Origin of the sequence: Microbacterium hibisci (assembly GCF_015278255.1) — a bacterium.
Classification (GTDB): Bacteria; Actinomycetota; Actinomycetes; order Actinomycetales; family Microbacteriaceae; genus Microbacterium; species Microbacterium hibisci.
On sequence record NZ_JADIJC010000009.1, the window covers coordinates 90,117 to 105,759 of the forward strand.

Annotated in this window: 13 protein-coding genes and 1 riboswitch; of the genes, 5 read left to right on the top strand and 8 right to left on the bottom strand. The window is 71.9% G+C overall.

Features of this window, described 5'->3' with window-relative positions; translation table 11 throughout:
• Nucleotides 1–130 precede the first annotated feature (130 nt).
• Nucleotides 131–1,201, bottom strand: a complete 1,071-nt coding sequence (locus IM770_RS15415; protein ID WP_203582041.1) for an aspartate-semialdehyde dehydrogenase — start codon at nt 1,199–1,201, stop codon at nt 131–133.
• Between the two features lie 250 nt (nt 1,202–1,451).
• Nucleotides 1,452–2,021: a dihydrofolate reductase family protein gene (locus tag IM770_RS15420; RefSeq protein WP_203582042.1), complete on the bottom strand. Its 570-nt coding sequence runs from the start codon at nt 2,019–2,021 to the stop codon at nt 1,452–1,454.
• 73 nt (nt 2,022–2,094) lie between these two features.
• Here IM770_RS15420 and IM770_RS15425 point away from each other — a divergent pair, with 73 nt between their 5' ends.
• A complete protein-coding gene (locus IM770_RS15425; protein WP_203582043.1) occupies nt 2,095–2,691 on the top strand; it encodes a TetR/AcrR family transcriptional regulator in 597 nt (198 codons plus the stop codon).
• A 46-nt stretch (nt 2,692–2,737) separates the two neighbouring features.
• On the opposite strand, the gene IM770_RS15430 is transcribed toward IM770_RS15425, so the two are convergent.
• Complete coding sequence (locus IM770_RS15430) at nt 2,738–4,039, bottom strand: aspartate kinase (protein ID WP_203582138.1); 1,302 nt, start codon at nt 4,037–4,039, stop codon at nt 2,738–2,740.
• Nucleotides 4,040–4,260: 221 nt separating this feature from the next.
• Here IM770_RS15430 and IM770_RS15435 point away from each other — a divergent pair, with 221 nt between their 5' ends.
• Complete coding sequence (locus IM770_RS15435; RefSeq protein WP_203582044.1) at nt 4,261–4,749, top strand: hypothetical protein; 489 nt, start codon at nt 4,261–4,263, stop codon at nt 4,747–4,749.
• A 30-nt stretch (nt 4,750–4,779) separates the two neighbouring features.
• On the opposite strand, the gene IM770_RS15440 is transcribed toward IM770_RS15435, so the two are convergent.
• The 3 genes from IM770_RS15440 to IM770_RS15450 form a co-directional block, all read right to left on the bottom strand.
• Nucleotides 4,780–5,709, bottom strand: coding sequence for a DMT family transporter (locus tag IM770_RS15440; protein ID WP_203582045.1), 930 nt, complete (start codon nt 5,707–5,709; stop codon nt 4,780–4,782).
• Between the two features lie 265 nt (nt 5,710–5,974).
• Entirely contained in the window at nt 5,975–6,568 is a 594-nt protein-coding gene (gene recR / locus IM770_RS15445; RefSeq protein ID WP_203582046.1) for a recombination mediator RecR, read from the bottom strand.
• Nucleotides 6,569–6,571: 3 nt separating this feature from the next.
• Nucleotides 6,572–8,896 carry a DNA polymerase III subunit gamma and tau gene (locus IM770_RS15450; RefSeq protein ID WP_203582047.1) on the bottom strand — a complete coding sequence of 775 codons (2,325 nt, stop codon included), beginning with the start codon at nt 8,894–8,896 and terminating at the stop codon, nt 6,572–6,574.
• A 133-nt stretch (nt 8,897–9,029) separates the two neighbouring features.
• Nucleotides 9,030–9,124: riboswitch (TPP riboswitch) on the top strand.
• Here IM770_RS15450 and thiM point away from each other — a divergent pair.
• The 3 genes from thiM to IM770_RS15465 all read left to right on the top strand — a co-directional run bounded on the left by thiM (nt 9,115) and on the right by IM770_RS15465 (nt 12,115).
• Nucleotides 9,115–9,945 carry a hydroxyethylthiazole kinase gene (thiM, locus tag IM770_RS15455; RefSeq protein WP_203582048.1) on the top strand — a complete coding sequence of 277 codons (831 nt, stop codon included), beginning with the start codon at nt 9,115–9,117 and terminating at the stop codon, nt 9,943–9,945. (Overlaps the previous riboswitch by 10 nt.)
• Nucleotides 9,942–10,637: a thiamine phosphate synthase gene (gene thiE / locus IM770_RS15460; RefSeq protein ID WP_203582049.1), complete on the top strand. Its 696-nt coding sequence runs from the start codon at nt 9,942–9,944 to the stop codon at nt 10,635–10,637. The genes thiM and thiE overlap by 4 nt, the downstream gene beginning before the upstream one ends.
• Nucleotides 10,634–12,115 (top strand): bifunctional hydroxymethylpyrimidine kinase/phosphomethylpyrimidine kinase, encoded by a 1,482-nt coding sequence (locus IM770_RS15465; protein WP_203582050.1) that lies wholly within the window; start codon nt 10,634–10,636, stop codon nt 12,113–12,115. Before thiE ends, IM770_RS15465 begins: the two co-directional genes overlap by 4 nt.
• A gap of 205 nt (nt 12,116–12,320) precedes the next feature.
• On the opposite strand, the gene IM770_RS15470 is transcribed toward IM770_RS15465, so the two are convergent.
• The gene (locus IM770_RS15470; protein ID WP_203582051.1) at nt 12,321–14,846 is read right to left on the bottom strand and encodes a glycoside hydrolase family 65 protein; all 2,526 of its coding nucleotides are present in this window, start codon (nt 14,844–14,846) and stop codon (nt 12,321–12,323) included.
• The gene (locus tag IM770_RS15475; protein WP_203582052.1) at nt 14,843–15,574 is read right to left on the bottom strand and encodes an HAD family hydrolase; all 732 of its coding nucleotides are present in this window, start codon (nt 15,572–15,574) and stop codon (nt 14,843–14,845) included. Before IM770_RS15475 ends, IM770_RS15470 begins: the two co-directional genes overlap by 4 nt.
• Between the last annotated feature and the right edge of the window lie 69 nt (nt 15,575–15,643).

Consider the following 15,643-nt stretch of genomic DNA (forward strand, 5'->3'; position numbering starts at 1 on the left):
CGGCTGGAAAGCACCCCTGACCGGGGGCGGGGCCTCCCCCGGCAAATTCGGGGGTTCTTGCCGGAATGACAAGCGAGCGGATGCCGCGGCCCGCGGAATCCGCTCGCTTCCGAGTCGTCGGGAGGGAACGTCAGGCGCTCACGCCGAGGTTCGCCGCGACGACCTCCGCGATCTGCACGGCGTTGAGCGCGGCGCCCTTGCGGAGGTTGTCGTTCGAGATGAACAGGACGAGGCCCTTGCCCTCGGGCGCGGACTGGTCGGCGCGGATGCGGCCCACGTAGCTCGGGTCGTTGCCGGCCGCCTGGAGCGGCGTGGGAACCTCTTCGAGCGCGACGCCGGGTGCCGAGGCCAGGATGTCGCGGGCGCGCGCGGGGGTGATGTGGCGCGCGAACTCGGCGTGGATCGAGAGCGAGTGACCCGTGAACACGGGGACGCGCACGCAGGTGCCGGCCACGCGGAGGTCGGGCAGCTCGAGGATCTTGCGGCTCTCGTTGCGCAGCTTCTTCTCCTCGTCGGTCTCGTTCCAGCCGTCGTCGACGAGGCTGCCCGCGAGCGGGATCACGTCGAAGGCGATCGGGGCGACATACTTCTCCGGCTGCGGGAAGTCCACCGCCGAGCCGTCGTGCACCAGGTCGATGGTGTTCCCCTGTGCGAGCACGCCCTCGACCTGCCCGAGCAGCTCCTGGGCGCCGGCGAGGCCCGAGCCCGACACGGCCTGGTAGGTCGACACGATGAGCCGCTCGAGGCCGGCCTCGGCGTCGAGCACCTTGAGCACCGGCATCGCGGCCATCGTGGTGCAGTTGGGGTTCGCGATGATGCCCTTGGGCGGGTTCGCGATGGCGTGCGGGTTGACCTCGCTGACGACGAGGGGCACCTCGGGGTCCATGCGCCAGGCGCTGGAGTTGTCGATGACGATGGCGCCGGCCTCGGCGAAGCGCGGCGCGTGGGCGCGGCTGCCGGTCGCGCCGGCCGAGAACAGCGCGGCGTCGATGCCCGACGGATCGGCGGTGGCGACGTCCTCGATGATCACGGTCTCGCCGCCGAACTCGACGGCGGTGCCGGCCGAGCGGGCGGTGGCGAAGAGCCGCAGCTCGCGGATCGGGAAGCTCCGCTCCGCGAGGATCTCGCGCATGACCGTCCCGACTTGGCCGGTGGCGCCGACGACGGCGACGGAGAGTCCTGAATCTGAGATGCGGGTCATGGGTCTTCCTCAGCGTGGGAGCACAAGCGTGGAGCGGACGCGCGGGCACCGTCGGACGCGCGGGGTTTGGGCGATTCTACCGGCCCTCTCTGCGGGGCGATGCGGTGTTACCGGCCCCGAGCGGCCAGTGTGCGTGCGAATCCTGCCTTTCGCCGGCGCGGGAGCGCCCGGATCAGGAGATCTCGCCGGTACGGGACGAATGTGCGGGGGTCGACCTGTTCCCGCCGGATCTCCTGATTCCGGATGCCTCTCACCGGCGCCGGTACTCGTTCATCACGACGCCCGACTCGAACGCGCGCGAGCGCTCGAGAGCGAACGCCTCGGGGGCATACCCGCCGGCGAACAGCGGCAGCCCGTCGCCGAAGACGATCGGATTCACCTTGAGCACCAGGCGGTCGATGTCATCCCGGAGCTGCGCGGCGAGAACTCCCCCGCCGCACAGCCAGATGTCGGCGCCGGGCCGCGATCTGAGGTCGGCCACGACGCCGCGCGGATCGTCGGCGGTGACACGGACGGCCCCGCCGACCTCGCGCGAGGCGGGCGTCCGCGAGAACACGATCTGCTCGAGATGGGGGTAGGGGTCGTCGGTGAGCGGCAGACCCGCCGCGAACGTGTTCCAGCCCATGAGCACCGTCGAGAAGCGGCCGCGCGGCTGTGTCATGCCCAGCGCGTCGTACAGCGGGCCCGGCACCGTGTCGGCCCAGTCCGCGTTGATCACGTCGAAGTGGTCGCCTTCGACCGGGAAGGCGTCGAAGGCGCCGTCCGGCGCGGCGATGCGTCCGTCGAGCGAGACGGCGGCGTAGTAGACGAGTTCGCGCATGCGATTCCTTTCACAACAGATGTCGTGGTTACGAATCTACGACATCTGTCGTGGATTCGCTAGAGTGACGTGCATGGCACGCAACGACGATCGGCGACAGCTGCTCGCGGACGCCGGCATCGCGGTCCTTGCCGCTGACGGGATGCGCGGACTGACGCACCGGGCGGTGGACGCCCGCGCGGGCGTGCCCACGGGCACGGCGTCCAACTACTTCCGCAGCCGCGAGGCGCTCGTGGCGGCGCTGGTGCAGCGGATCGGCGAGCGGCTCGCTCCCGATCCGGCGGTACAGGCGAAATGGCGGGATCGCGCCCCCGGCCCCGCCCTCTTCGCGGACTACACGCGCGACATCGTGCGCCGGCTCACCGCCGAGCGCGACGTCACCCTCGCCCTCTTCACGCTGCGGCTAGAAGCGGCACGCTCCCCCGCGATCGCGACAGCGCTCGGCGACTGGATGCGCGCGGGCTTCGCGGCCGACGTCGCGTTCAACCGCGCGGCCGGCCTACCCGGCGATGCGTTCGAGATCGCGCTCTTCCACTACGCCATCGAGGGGCTGATCCTGGATCGGCTGACGGTGTCGATCGACCCGCAGACCTCGACGGACACGATCGTCGAAGCCCTCGTGGAAGGGCTGCTGGGCGACCCTGCCGGCGACGGCGAACGCCGGGAATGAGCGGATGCCTCGGGTCGAGGCATCCGTCATCCGCGATCTCGTGGGGTCAGCGGCCGGTGCCGGCGTAGACCGTCGCCTCGATGTCGCCGTCGAGTCCGTACGCCGTGTGGACGACGCGTGCGGCCTCGGCGAGGTCGTCGCCACGCACCACGACCGAGATGCGGATCTCGGAGGTAGAAATCATCTCGATGTTGATGCCCGCGACCGACAGCGCCTCGAACAGCGTCGCCGAGACGCCCGAATGCGTGCGCATCCCGGCGCCGACGACCGACAGCTTGCCGATCTGGTCGTCGTGGACGAGGTTCTGGAAGCCGATCTCGGCCTGGTCGCCGGCGAGAGCCTTGAGCGCCGTCGCGGCGTCGGTCTTCGGCAGCGTGAAGGAGATGTCGGTGCGGCCGGTGGTCGCTGCCGACACGTTCTGCACGATCATGTCGACGTTGGCGCCGGACTTCGCGACGACCTTGAAGATCTCGGCGGCCTTGCCAGGCACGTCCGGCACGCCGATCACGGTGATCTTGGCCTGGCCGAGGTCGGTGGCGACGCCGGCGACGATGGGCTCTTCCATCGCTTCTCCCCCTCTTCCGTCGGGAACTGTGGCCTCGGGGACGTTCATCCCGGGGCCGAGCACATAGGTCCCCACGCCCGAGCTGAACGTGGAGCGGGCGTGGATCAGCACGCCATGGCGGCGTGCGTACTCGACGGCGCGGATGTACAGCACCTTCGCACCGTTGGCGGCGAGCTCGAGCATCTCCTCCGCCGAGACGACGCTCAGCTTCTTCGCGTTCGGCACGACGCGCGGGTCGGCGGTGAAGATGCCGTCGACATCGCTGTAGATCTCGCAGACGTCGGCCTCGAGCGCCGCGGCGAGCGCCACCGCGGTGGTGTCGGAGCCGCCGCGGCCGAGCGTCGTGATGTCGCGGGTGTCGCGATTGAAGCCCTGGAAGCCGGCGACGATGACGATCGCACCCTCGTCGAGCGCCTCTCGCAGGCGGATCGGGGTGACATCGACGATGCGCGCCGAGCCGTGGTCGGCGGTCGTGATCATGCCGGCCTGGCTGCCGGTGAACGAGCGAGCCTCGAAGCCCATCGAGTGGATGGCCATCGCCAGCAGCGCCATCGAGATGCGCTCGCCGCTCGAGAGCAGCATGTCGAGCTCACGCGGCGCGGGGATCGGCGCGACCTGCCCGGCGAGGTCGAGCAGCTCGTCGGTCGTGTCGCCCATCGCGCTCACGGCGACGACGACGTCGTGGCCGGCACGGCGCGTGTCGACGATGCGCTTCGCGACGCGCTTGATGCTCTCGGCATCAGCGACCGAAGATCCGCCGTACTTCTGGACGATCAGCGCCACATCGAACTCCACGCGTGTCAAGGGCAGGCGAGAACGGATGCCGCACCCAACCGTCCATCTTACGGATGAGCTCATGCGCCCCCGGCCATGTGTCGGGCGCGGGCCGTGAGCACAGAATCGGAGTTCCTGGTCGACACGCCGTGTGAGGGACGCTGCTCCCGGCGTGTCGGCGAGAGGTTCCGATTCTGTGCTGCGGCTTTCGCCGCCGCTAGCATCCGAGCATGGAGCAGATCGAGGCGTGGTCGGAGTTCAACGTCGCGATGGTGGGCGCGACGGCGGCGCTCGCCGGCCTCGTGATCGTCGCCGCGAGCGTGAACATCGGCGACATCATCAAGGAGGCCTCGCTCACCGCCCGCCTCGCCGCCGGCATCTCGGGGCTGGTGCTCGCGCTCATCGGCTCGGCGATCGGCCTGATCCCCGAGGTCGGCGCGCTCCCCTACGGCGTCGCGATGGTGGTGCTCGCCGTGGGTGCCGGGGTGTTCCAGGCGCAGGCGGCGCGTCGCATCTTCGACAATCGGCATCCAGCCAACCGGCTGAGGGGGCCGAAGGCGGCGATCGGCTTCCTCGCTCCGCTCGCCTACGCGATCGGCGGGGCGATGCTGGCGGCGGGCGTGCCGGACGGGCTCGTGTGGTTCGCTGTCGGCTCGATCGTCGCGATCGTCGCCGCCCTGCTCGTGTCGTGGATCGTCCTGGTCGAAGTGCTGCGCTGACTCGGCCGCGCGGATGGGGCAGCGGGCTGTTCAGCCGGAGGCGACCGGAGGCAGCTCCGTCTCGGGCTTGGCGGCACGGAACGTTCCACCAGTCGCCGCGAGCCAGCATCCCGCGATCACGAGCGGGAAGCCGATCAGCAGTCCCACCGTCAGCGGTTCGCCCAGGATCAGCGTGCCGAGCACGATCGCCACGACGGGGTTGACGTAGGTGAAGAGCGGCGCACGCACCGGGCCCACGCGGGCGATCAGGGCGAAGAACGCGATGAAGGCGAGCGCGGTGCAGAGCACCGCCAGGAGGACGAGCGACACCGTGCTCTCGACCGTGGGCACCTGGTGCTGGGTGAGGAAGGCGATCGGCGTGTAGAAGATGCCGACCGCGAGGAGGGCCAGCGTGATGGACCCGAGCGAGGGCACGTCGCGCAGCTTGGTCGCGATGACGAACGGGGCGATCGCGTAGAGCAGCGCAACGAGGAGCACCTCGCCGACGGCGATCAGCCCGCCGCCGCCCTCGACCGCGAGGCCCGGGCCGGCGACGATGACGAAGACGCCGACGAAGCCGATGAACAGGCCGATGCTGCGCGCCGGGCTGAGGACCGAGCGGTCACCGCCGCCGAACGCGATGATGGCGGCGAAGAGGGGCACGGTCGCGACGAGCAGTCCGGTCAGCCCCGACGGCAGCGTCTGCTCGGCGTGGCCCAGCAGCAGGAAGGGCCCCGCCATCTCGATGGCGCCGAACAGCAGCACCCAGCCGATCTTCTGGAACGCCGGGCGAAGGGCCTTCTGCTTGAGCGCGAAAGGGAGCAGCAGCACGGCGCCGAGAAGCGTGCGTCCCGCGACGACCGCCGCGGGCGAGTAGGACTCGACCGCGACGCTGATGAACAGATACGGGATGCCCCACAGCACCGCCATCGCACCGAAGAGCAGCCACGCGCGCGTGTCGAAGCGCTGTGAGGGGTTCATCCGAGGTGTCTCCGTAGTTCTCGCCGTAGTTCTCGCCGTAGTTCTCGCCGCTGTTCTCGCTGCGGTCGTTCCTGCCGCTGCACTTCTGGCCGCTGAGGTTCTCGTCGCCGTTCTCGGGGCCGACGTGCGGGCTGCGAGTCTGCGTCGCGAGGCGCGTTCCGGCCGCCCCGCCGTCGGTGGCCGCACCGCTCAGGATGGCGCACCGCCCCACCGCCGCACGAGACGGCCGACGGCCAATCTACGGCGGGGATCGGACATCGCGGTCTCAGACGGAGCGTCTGCCCTCGAACGCGCGACCGAGCGTCACTTCGTCGGCGTACTCCAGATCGCCCCCGACGGGAAGGCCCGAGGCGAGCCGCGTGACGCGGATCTCGAGCGTGTGCAGCAGGCGGCTCAGGTATGTCGCCGTCGCCTCCCCCTCGAGGTTCGGGTTGGTGGCCAGGATGACCTCCTGCACCGTGCCGTCGGCCAGTCGCTGCATGAGCTGGGCGATGCGCAGGTCGTCGGGTCCGATGCCGGCGATGGGGCTGATCGCGCCGCCCAGCACGTGGTAGAGCCCACGGAACTCGCGCGTGCGCTCGATCGCGGCGACGTCCTTCGCGTCCTCCACGACGCAGATGAGCGTCTCGTTGCGACGCGGGTCGCGGCAGATCGAGCACCGGTCCTGCTCAGAGACGTTGCCGCACACCTCGCAGAAGCGCACCTTCTCGCGCACGTCGCGCAGGAGCTCGGCGAGGTGCGAGACGTCGAAGTTCGGGGTCTGCAGGATGTGGAACGCGATGCGCTGCGCCGATTTCGGACCGATCCCGGGGAGGCGGCCGAATTCGTCGATGAGGTCCTGGACGATGCCGTCGTACATGGCCTAGCTGAACCTCGTCGGCGGCTCGTAGGGCTCCTCGCGCACGAACGTCGCGCCGAGCACCTGTCGCACCACCGCCTCGCCGTAGCGCTGCACGCCGCCGTTGCGGGTCGTGACGACGGGCGTCATCGGGGGCACGACCGTCGGGGGCACGGGCACGTCGGCGACGGCATCCGTCGCGTCGTCCTCGTTCTCGTCGTCGTCGTCGCGTTCGATCGACGGGACGACCTCGGCGGGCGGCAGCACGTCGCCCTCGCGCGGCGGGGCGAGGGTCGCCACGCGCACGTGGGTCTCGGTCGCGGCCTCCTCAGGCTCGTCGTCGACGGCGAACTGTGCGGGCACGGAGGCGGGCACGGCCGCGGGGCCCGGGTCGGGCGGCGGCGCGTCGTCATCGGACGGGATCGCCGCGACGGCCCAGTCGGTGACGGGCGCGGCAGACACGGACGCGGATGCCGCACCCCGCGGCACGGGAGCGGCGGCGCCCTGCGGAGCACCGGTCGAGGGGCGGGACGCGGACGGCGACGCAACCTGAGGGCGCGACGCGCCGGTCGCCGCTGAGCCACCCTGTCGCGCAGGGGCGCGATCGGGCGGAGTCGTGGCGGCCTCGCGCGGCGGCTCCGCCGGGGACGTTACCGCCGGAGCCGGTGCGGCCGGACCCGACGCACCCTGGGGCCCGGCGCCACCACCGGCGTCGTGGCGGGCGATGTACTTCACACGGATGCCGAGCACGGCCAGGATCGCTTGCCGCAGGTCTTCGCTGGGCCCCTTGCCGGCGGCCAGCTGCTTGAACTTCGCGACGTCGCTCTGACTGGCGAAGGCGAGCGTGAGCACGTCGCCGTCGAGCGCGACGATGCGCGCGCCCGACGCGAGCATCCACGATGACCGGCTGACATCCTCGAGACGGCCCAGGACCTGGCTCCACGCCTGCTGGAGGCGCTCGAGCGTGACGGGTCCAGCCGGAGCCGGGGACGGGGCGACCCCGGCGGGTGCCGAAGTCGTCGGCTGTGACGCAGGCTCCCCCGGGCTCGCCGAAGCGGGGGCCGCCGCAGCAGCGCGCGGCGGTGCAGCCGACGCAACGGGGGCCTTCGCCGCCGCAGCGGGAGGCGCCGTCGCCGCCGCAGCGGGAGGCGCCGTCGCCGCCGCAGCGGGCGCCGACACAGCGGGCCCAGCCGCGGCAGGTGCCACGGCGGACGTCGGCGACGCCGCAGAACCGGCGGGTGCGGCATCCGTCCCCCGCGCCAGCACGCGGGCCACCATGAGCTCGAGCTGCAGGCGAGGCGAGGTCGCGCCGGTCATGTCGTCGAGCGTCGCGATCACGAGGTCGGCGATGTGCGACAGGCGCGACGGCCCGAAGGCATCGGCCTGCCGCTGCATGCGCGCGAGGTCTTCGGCCGAGATGCCGCGCAGCACGGCCGACGCGCCCTGCCCGGTGGCGGCGACGACGATGAGGTCGCGCAGGCGCTCGAGCAGGTCGTCGACGAAGCGGCGCGGGTCCTGACCGGTCTGCACCACGCGGTCGACGGCGGCGAACGCCGCCGAGGCGTCGGATCCGGCGAACGCGTCGACGACTTCGTCGAGCAGCTCGGCGTGGGTGTACCCGAGCAGCGCCACGGCGCGCGCATAGGTCACCTTGGCGTCTTCGGAGCCGGCGATGAGCTGGTCGAGGAGCGACAGCGTGTCACGCGGCGACCCGCCGCCCGCGCGCACCACGAGCGGCAGCACGCCCTGCTCGACGTCGACGCCCTCCTGCGCGCACAGCTGCTCGACGTACTCGAGCATCGCGCCGGGAGGGACGAGCCGGAACGGATAGTGGTGGGTGCGCGAGCGGATGGTGCCGATGACCTTCTCGGGCTCGGTCGTCGCGAAGATGAACTTGACGTGGTCGGGCGGCTCTTCGACCAGCTTCAGCAGGGCGTTGAAGCCCTGCGGCGTGACCATGTGCGCCTCGTCGAGGATGAAGATCTTGAAGCGGTCGCGGGCCGGCGCGAACACCGCGCGCTCGCGCAGATCGCGGGCGTCGTCGACGCCGTTGTGGCTGGCGGCGTCGATCTCGACGACGTCGAGCGAGCCTCCGCCGCCGCGACCGAGCTCGACGCAGCTGTCGCACGTGCCGCAGGGCGTGTCGGTCGGCCCCTGCGCGCAGTTGAGGCAGCGCGCCAGAATGCGCGCCGACGTCGTCTTTCCGCACCCGCGGGGACCGGAGAAGAGATAGGCGTGGCCCACTCGGTCGCCGCGAAGAGCGGTCATCAGCGGCTCGGTGACCTGCGACTGACCGATCATCTCGCCGAACGACTCGGGCCGGTAGCGGCGGTAGAGGGCGGTGGTCACTCCCCCAGCCTACGGCGTGGCGCCGACACTTCGGCAGGCGCATCGCATCGCATCGCGACCGCCCGCTTCCACCGCGTGGTCGGCGGCGATGACACGTGGCGACGGTCACCGACGAACGCCTGCTAGATTGCTCGGCAGTGACACGGGGTGCCCGCGCGGCGGGCTGAGAACACACCCGTCGAACCTGATCTCGATCATGCGAGCGAAGGGATGTCGCGATGAACGCGCGCGCCGAAGACCACCCGTCCGATCTGCCCCGCCTGAGCCCCGCCGCCGCGCTGACCGCGCTGCGGGAGGCCGCGCCGCTGGTGCAGTGCCTCACCAACGCGGTGGTGACGAACTACACCGCCAACGCGCTGCTCGCCGTGGGTGCCGCCCCGGCGATGTGCGACATTCCCGGCGAGGCGGGCCTGTTCGCGGGCATCGCCGACGGCGTGCTGGTGAACCTCGGCACGCCGACCGCCGAGCAGCGCGACGCTGCCCGCGAGGCGGTGCGGGCCACCAGGCGGTGGGTGCTCGACCCGGTCGCCGTCGGCACGCTTCCGGTGCGCACCGCTCTCGCCGCCGAGCTGCTCGAGCACCGTCCCGCGATCATCCGCGGCAACGCCTCCGAGATCCTGGCGCTCGCAGGCGCCGGCGCGGGCGGTCGCGGAGTCGACGCGACGGACGGACCGGATGCCGCGGCCGATGCGGCGCGTGCGCTCGCGGTCCGCACGGGCGGCGTGGTCGCGGTGTCGGGGCCTGTCGATCTGATCACGGACGGAGACCGAGTGGTCCGTGTCCCCGGCGGCGATGCGCTGCTCACCCGCGTCACGGGTGGCGGATGCTCGCTCGGCGCGGTGATGGCCGGGTTCCTGGGCGTGTGCGCGCCGCTCGAAGCGGCGGTGGCGGCATCCGCCCTCTATGCGGCCGCGTCCGAACGGGCGGCGGCCCGCGCAGACGGCCCGGGCTCGTTCGCGGTGGCGTTCCTCGACGCTCTCGACGCCGTGGCGGCCGCCCCCGGCGACCTCGACGAGCGTGTCGCCGACGCCCTGGCGGCGACACGATGAGCGGCCAGGCCTGCCGCCTCGCGCTGCATCTCGTCACCGACGATCGTGTGCCCTTCGAACGGCTCGTCGAGATCGTCGACGCGGCCGCGGGCGCGGGTGTCGACGTCGTGCAGCTGCGCGCCAAGTCCGTTACGGCGCGCGAGCTGCTACGGCAGGCGCTGGCGCTGTCGGACGTCATCGACCGCCGCTGCCTGCTGCTCATCAACGACCGCGTCGACGTGGCGGTCGCCGCGCGCGACGCCGGGGCCCGCGTCGACGGCGTGCATCTCGGCCAGGGTGACCTGCCGCCCGAGACGGCGCGGCGGCTGCTCGGCCCGCACGCCGTCATCGGCTGGACCGCGAACGCGCCGGCGCACCGGGATGCGGCATCCGCTTTCCCGCCCGGCACGCTCGACTACCTGGGGGTGGGCGTGATCCGTCCCACCTCGACCAAGCCCGACCATCCGCCGGCGCTCGGCGTCGACGGGTTCGCCGCCTTCGCGGCCGAGGCGCCGCTCCCCTGCGTCGCGATCGGGGGCGTGGGCCGGGACGACGTGCTCGCACTTCGCGTCGCGGGCGCCGCCGGCATCGCCGTGGTGTCGGCGATCTGCGGCGCCGACGACCCTGCGGCGTCCGCACAGGCATTCCGCGCGGCGGCCGACGCCCCCGAGCCGGCGGCGGCCGACGCCCCCGAGCCGGCGGCGGCGCGATGAGCGGCCTCGCCACATCGGCGGCTGCCCCCGCGCCGGCACCGGTCCGGGGGACGGCCGTCCCCCGCGTGCTCAGCATCGCGGGCACCGATCCGACCGGCGGCGCCGGCGTGCAGGCCGACCTCAAGTCGATCGGTGCGCTCGGCGGGTACGGCATGGCCGTCGTGACCGCCCTCGTCGCGCAGAACACCCGCGGCGTGCGTGAGGTGCACGTGCCGCCGGTGGCGTTTCTGACGGCGCAGCTCGACGCGGTGTCGGACGACGTCGACATCGACGCCGTGAAGATCGGCATGCTGCAGTCCGCCGAGATCATCGCCGCCGTGCGCGAGTGGCTCGCGCGTGCGCGTCCGCCCGTCACGGTGCTCGACCCGGTGATGGTGGCCACGAGCGGTGACCGCCTGCTCGACCCCGCCGCCGAGTCGGCGCTGCGCGGCCTCTGCAGCGACGCCGACCTGGTCACGCCCAACCTGGCGGAGCTCGCCGTGCTCACCGGGCGCGCCCCGGCCGGGACGTGGACGCAGGCCCTCGACGACGCCCGGTCGCTCGCGCGCGAGACCGGCACGACGGTGCTGCTCAAGGGCGGGCACCTCGACGGCGCCGACTGTCCCGACGCCATCGTCGCGGCCGACGGCACGGTGCACGAGGTCGCCGGCGTGCGCGTCGCGACCCGCAACACCCACGGCACGGGCTGTTCGCTGTCGTCGGCGATGGCCACGCTGCGGGCGACGGGGCTTACGTGGACGCCGGCGCTGGAGCGCGCGAAGGCATGGCTCACCGGCGCGCTCGCGCACGCCGACGCGCTGCGCGTGGGCACCGGGAACGGCCCGATCGACCACTTCCATGAGCAGCGGGGCGCGGCATCCGTCTCCGTCAGACCATGGTCTGCCCGCGCGTGGGATGCCGCGGCCACCGTGCGCGCCGCCGTCGACGATCTCGAATTCGTCTGCGGCCTCGGCGACGGCACGCTCGCCCGCGAGACGTTCCTGCGCTACCTCGCGCAGGACGCCGTCTACCTCGGCGAGTACTCCCGCGCGCTGGCGAGGGCCAGCGCTCTCGCGCCGACCTCGGAGGAGCAGGCGTTCTGGGCGCGCGCGGCGGAGTCGTCGATCGTCGAGGAGCGCCGGCTGCACGAGGCGCACCTCGGCTCGGAGGCCGTCACCCCCGCGCGGCAGACTCTCGCGTACACGAACCACCTCCATGCGTCGGCGCGTTCCTATGGAGAACTCGTGGCCGCGCTGCTGCCGTGCTTCTGGCTGTACACCGACCTCGGCACCCGGCTCGCCGCCCGGCGGCACGACGGTCACCCCTACGACGACTGGCTCGCGCTGTACGGCGACCCGGCGTTCGCGACGGCGACCGCCCGCGCGATCGGGATCGCGGATGCCGCGGCACGCGAGGCCGGCCCCCTCGAGCGGGCGCGCATGGATGCCGCCTTCGCCCGCTCGATGGCGCACGAGCGGGAGTTCTTCGCCCGGGCCTGACGCCGGGGGGCAGCTGACGGCGAGCGCGGACTACCGGGGTGCGCGGCCGACCCGGCGAGCGCCGACTACCGGGTGCGCGGCTCACCCGCGTGCGCGTCCGCGCCGAATCAGGGGATCTGGCGGAGGCAGGACGATCGCGGCCGAATCGTCCTGTTCTCGCCAGATCCCCTGATCCCGGAAAGCTGCCTACGGCTCGGGGGCAGTGCTACACGTCGGCGCCGTGCTCGACGTCGGCGGCGCCGACCACGATCGGGATCGTGGAGGTGACGGTCGGCACCGAGGCCGACAGCAGCGACCCGTCCTCGCGGCGGGCGTCGCCGAGCTCGCGGAGGGTCGGGCGCCCGGCGATCACCGGCCCCTGTCCGTCGAGCGGCGCGACGACCTCTTCGCCCGCGCCGACCACGTAGCCGACTCCCCGCACGCTGAAGCCGACGGGGTCGCCCTCGGTCGCGCGCACGCGGAGCTCTTCGCGGGTCACGGTGACGACGAGACGTGTGCCGTGCCAGTGCAGCACGAACTCGAGCGACGGCCAGGCCGCGGGCAGCCGCGGGTCGAACGACAGCTCGCCGAAGTGGTCGCGCATGCCGCCGAAGCCCGCCACGAGAGCCGTCCACACGCCGCCGGCGGAGGCGACGTGCACCCCGTCCGCGGCGTTGTGGTGCAGGTCGCCGAGGTCGACGAAGATCGACTGCCGGAAGTACTCGAGCGCGAGGTCCTGATAGCCGACCTCGGCGGCGAGGATCGCCTGCACCACCGCCGAGAGCGTCGAGTCGCCGGTGGTGAGCGGGTCGTAGTACTCGAAGTCGGCGAGCTTGTCCTCGTCGGAGAAGTGGTTGCCCTGCAGGTACAGCGCGAGCACGACGTCGGCCTGCTTCAGCACCTGGTAGCGGTAGATCACGAGCGGGTGGAAGTGCAGCAGCAGCGGCCGCTTGTCGGGCGGCGTGTTCTCGAGATCCCAGATCTCGCGCTCCAGGAACACGTGATCCTGCGGATGGATGCCGAGGGTCGGGCTGAACGGGATGTGCATCGCCTCCGCGGCATGCTCCCACGCCTCGGGCTCCCCGGGCTCGAGCGCGAGCCGGTCGACCATCTGGCGGTACACCTCGCCGTCGACCTCGGCCATCTCTCGGATGGTCCGGGCTGCGAAGCGCAGGTTGAAGCGCGCCATGACGTTCGTGAACAGGTTGTCGTTCACGACCGTCGTGTACTCGTCGGGTCCGGTCACGCCGTGGATGTGGAACGTGTCGCCCTCGCCGTCGAGCACCCCGTCGCTCGAGCGCCAGAAGCCGAGCGTCGCCCACAGTCGAGCCGTCTCGACGGCGATGTCGACGCCCTCGCGGTAGAGGAACTCGTCGTCGCCGGTCGCACGCACGTACTTGGCGAGCGCATAGCTGACGTCGGCGTTGATGTGGTACTGCGCCGTGCCGGCGGCGTAGTAGGCCGAGGCCTCCTCGCCGTTGATCGTCCGCCACGGGAAGAGCGCGCCCGCCTCGTTGAGCTGGAAGGCGCGACGGCGCGCGGCCGGAAGCATCAGGTATCGCATCCGCAGCGCGTTGCGGGCCCAGAGCGGCGTCGTGTACGCGAGGAAGGGCAGCACGTAGATCTCGGTGTCCCAGAAGTAGTGGCCCGAGTAGCCCGACCCGGTCATGCCCTTCGCCGGCACACCCTGCCCGTCGGCGCGGGCAGAGGCCTGCGCGAGCTGGAACAGGCACCAGCGGGTCGCCTGCTGCAGGTCGTCGTGGCCTTCGATGCGCACATCCGACCGCTCCCAGAACGCGTCGAGCCACGCGCGCTGCTGAGCCCGCACGGCCGCCACGCCCTCGTCGAGGGCACGGTCCAGCGTGCGGCGGCACCGGTCGACGAGCTCGCGCGCCGGCACGCCGCGAGAGGTGTGGTAGCTCACGAGCTTCGTGACGTGGACAGGCACGCCCGCCTTCGCCTGCACGCGGAAGACGTTCTTGGCGATGTCGGGCTCAATGAGGGTGCGGGTGGTGTAGTCGTTCTCGGTCTCGACCAGGTGGTCGGCGACGACCGCGATGGTCATCCCCGAGTCGGTCACCCGGTACGACAGCGCCGAGCGCAGCTTGTCCTGCCAGTACTCCTGCGGCTGCAGCACGCGCTCCTGGAACTTCTCCGTCTTGCGCGGATCGAAGCCCGCGCGCTTGGGCGCGGTCGGGGTGCCGCCGTAGACGTCCTCGCCGTCCTGCCGGTTGATGATCTGCGAGCTGATCGTGACCGGCGCGTCGGCGTTGAGCACGGTGACCGCGACGCTCATCACGGCCAGGTGCTTCTCCTCGAACGACACCAGCCGTTCGATCTCGATCCGCACCTCCTTGCCCGACGGCGTCACCCACACCGTGTGCCGGCGCATCGCACCGTCGCGCATGTCGAGCACACGCTCGTACTCCCGCACGTCGGCGACATCCAGCGACAGCGGCTCGTCGTCGACGTAGACCCGCATGACCTTCGCGTCGGGGGCGTTGATGATCGCCTGCCCCACCTCGGCGAAGCCGTAGGCCTGCTCGGCGTGCCGGATCGGGAACGTCTCGTGGAACCCGTTGATGAAGGTGCCGTGCTCGTGTGCGAACCGCCCCTCGGGCTGGTTTCCGCGCAGGCCGAGGTAGCCGTTGCCGACGGCGAACAGCGTCTCGGTGACGCCCGCGTCGTCGAGGTCGAACGTCTTCTCCACCAGTCGCCACGGGTCGACGGGGAACCGGTCGCGATCCATCATCGTGCGAACTCCTCCAGGTCCTGGACCACCACGTGCGCGCCGGCTTCGACGAGGTCCTCCTCGCCGGCACCGCGGTCGACCCCCACCACGAGCGCGAAGCCCCCGGCGGCAGCCGACTGGACGCCGCTGATGGCGTCCTCGACGGCGACGCTGCGCGCCGGCTCGACCTGCAGCATCCGCGCCGCCTCGACGAAGACGTCGGGGGCGGGCTTGGAGGCGAGGTGGTCGCGCTCTGCGATGACGCCGTCCATCACGACGGCGAAGCGGTCACGGATGCCGGCTGCCGCGAGCACCTCTTCCGCGTTCTTGGAGCTCGACACGACGGCGACGGGGGTGCCGGCCGCCGCGAGCAGATCGAGCAGGCGCAGGGAGCCCGGGTACGGCGCGATCCCCTCCGCGCGCAGCACGCGCTCGAACACGGCGTTCTTGCGGTTGCCGATGCCGCACACGGTGTCGGCCGTCGGCGGATCGGAGGGATCGCCCCACGGCACCTCGACGTCGCGGGACCTCAGCAGGGCGGCGACGCCGTCGTAGCGCTTCTTGCCGTCCAGGTGGTCGAAGTAGTCGCGCTCGGTGTACGGCGGGGTGATGTCCCACGCGGCGAAGAGCTCTTCGAACATGGACTGCCACGCGTGCATGTGCACTTCGGCGGTGGGCGTCAAGACGCCGTCCAGATCGAACAGCACGGCGTCATAAGCGGTCAGATCGGGCAGGGCGTCGTGTGCCACAGAACCTCCGGGTGCGGGTGCGGGTGCATCGGCACTCCTTCGCGCCGTCCAGCAAGCGTAATGCGGGCG